The organism is Polaribacter sp. M10 (assembly GCF_054968445.1).
On record NZ_JBSSBG010000053.1, the window covers coordinates 1 to 1,705 of the forward strand.

2 protein-coding genes are annotated in these 1,705 nt (G+C 31.3%); both read left to right on the forward strand.

Annotated features, from left to right (window positions below):
• Nucleotides 1–94 precede the first annotated feature (94 nt).
• Nucleotides 95–586, forward strand: coding sequence for a hypothetical protein (locus ACWYN7_RS17235; RefSeq protein WP_462861214.1), 492 nt, complete (start codon nucleotides 95–97; stop codon nucleotides 584–586).
• A 158-nt stretch (nucleotides 587–744) separates the two neighbouring features.
• On the forward strand, nucleotides 745–1,494 hold the full coding sequence (locus tag ACWYN7_RS17240; RefSeq protein WP_462861215.1) for a hypothetical protein: 750 nt from the start codon (nucleotides 745–747) through the stop codon (nucleotides 1,492–1,494).
• The last annotated feature ends 211 nt before the right edge of the window (nucleotides 1,495–1,705 follow it).

Below are 1,705 nucleotides of genomic sequence, written 5' to 3' on the forward strand. Positions count from 1 at the left end.
AATTCATAAATATGGACTCACAAATAAAGATTTGCAACTTACTGAATAACAATAACTTAATTTTACGTTAGTCAGAAGCTAAAAACAGAACTAATTGAGAATTTTAGATTGGATAAAGAACAAGGAAATTAAATCGGAATTTGACAAGGCATTTTCTGACTTAAAGAGAATGGGAGAAATTAAACCAAGTGCGAAAAAGACTTATGAATTACTTCGCGAATTGGACTTTGATACTTCTGACTCGCAATCTGAATTGTTGATTTCGGAATTTAATAAGATTCAATACAAATCGAATACCAATAGTTTCTTTTACTTCTATTTTCCGATTGTAACTCACATTTTGCATTACAAACCAAAATATGAGAAAGACATTTTAGAATATTTAATCGGACCAAATTTTGCGAATGGAGATACAGAAACGAAAGATTTGATTCCATTAATAAAAAGTGCAATGGAATTTAAACTGTCTGAAAACAAAAACTATCTGACTAAAGAAAGCAAAGATTGGATTCTAAATGAACTACCGAAAATGGAAAAAGAAGTTGAACGTGAAGTACAGAAATGTTGGAAAGAATTGAACGAATAAAAAGCCAGCGTACAACAATGTATAACCGCAATTACGGCGGATTCGACTTCGTCCGAATCCACTCGGAATTGCTAAAGTCTGTGCTAAACCGAAAATTAACGCATATTAACCCGTAACTGACGGTTATACGAGACCGTTAGGCACAAGCGCAAATCAGAATGGAAAACATCTCAAAAATCCGAAATAACATTCAAGATAGAAACTCTGAAGCTTGGTTAAAACTTTGTGAATATGTTGAATATATTGCAAAAAAAGGAAAAAAAGAATTTAGTCCAAGAGAATATTTAGGAGACGAACTATTTGCGAAAATTTATACATTGCCTGAATCGATAGGTAAATTAAAGAAAGTTAAAAAAGTCTGGCTTTATGGAAGTAATCTGAAAAGAATTCCTCCAGAAATTGGAGAAATGGAATCACTAGAATATTTTGATCCATACACTTCATATGATTTGAAATGGCTTCCTTATGAAATAATAAAATGCAAGAATTTAAAACAAAGTCGAGTTAGTACAAGAGCTTTTTACGGGAATTTCAAAAACAGAAAAGCTTTTCCTAAACTTAACCATAATCCTGTTAGATATTTAGGAGAAAAAGTTAAATGTAGTGTTTGTGAAAAACAAATGTCATATCACGAAACCAACCAACTTTGGACAACTCAAAGAATTGGAACAGATACTGTGCCTTTACTTGCTAATTTATGCTCAAAAGAATGTAAAGAAAAGATTCCTAATTCACCAAAAGGTTTTGTTCAGTTTCCACATAATGGTGGAGCAGATTTGAAACAACCTTCATATGAAGAATGGAAGAAAGAAAACTTAATTAAAATAATACCAAATGAATTAAATGAAAATAACAAAAAGGAGAAACCCAAACTTTTGAAACTAATAAGAAAAATTTGGAAAAAATAAAAAGCCAGTGCCTAACACCGTACAAAATTAATTGCTAGCTTATTACCTACTTACGAAAATCCTCGCGGATTTTCTTTGTCAGTAATTATTTAGTAAATTTAGTGCTTGAACCACGCAACTAACCTTGTACAACAACGTTGGCAACAAGCAAAAAGCAGAACGCTAAAAGATGAAAGAAAAAGGAATTAAAATTTTGTATGGAATTTTAGCA

Bases quoted from the DNA above. Each gene is read 5' to 3' on its own strand.
- ACWYN7_RS17240 (WP_462861215.1), top strand. From the start codon at position 745: ATGGAAAACATCTCAAAAATCCGAAATAACATTCAAGATAGAAACTCT.